The sequence below is a fragment of the Frateuria defendens genome (assembly GCF_001182895.1).
GTDB lineage: Bacteria > Pseudomonadota > Gammaproteobacteria > Xanthomonadales > Rhodanobacteraceae > Frateuria_B > Frateuria_B defendens.
On the sequence record NZ_LFQR01000220.1, the window covers coordinates 1 to 354 of the forward strand.

Genomic DNA, 354 nt, shown 5'->3' on the forward strand with positions numbered 1-354 from the left:
GCACGTCGGCGTTGCGCAGGGCGGGCACGAACAGGCCGTCCTCGGTATCCACGGCGATGCCGATGTCCACGTGCGGGTGCAGCGTGCGGGTGAGCTCTTTGCCGTCGAACCAGGCGTTGAGCGCGGGCACCGCCTTGCAGGCAGCCACGATGGCGCGGATCAGGCGCGCGGTGATGTCCTGCTTGCCGATCCAGGCGTGCAGGTCGGCGTCGTCCACCAGGGTGGTGGGCACCACCTGGGCGTGGGCGTCGGCCATCACGCGAGCCATGTTGCGGCGCACGCCCTTGAGCTGCTCGGGCTGGCCGCTGGCGGGCTTGGACGGCGGCGCGGTGCGCACCGGCTTGCCGGCCAGCG

1 protein-coding gene is annotated in these 354 nt (G+C 72.6%); it reads right to left on the bottom strand.

What is annotated here, in order from left to right; genetic code table 11:
- Positions 1–354 (bottom strand): 2-oxo acid dehydrogenase subunit E2 (locus ACH65_RS18025; RefSeq protein WP_049624024.1); only part of this gene is annotated, 354 nt, incomplete at both ends.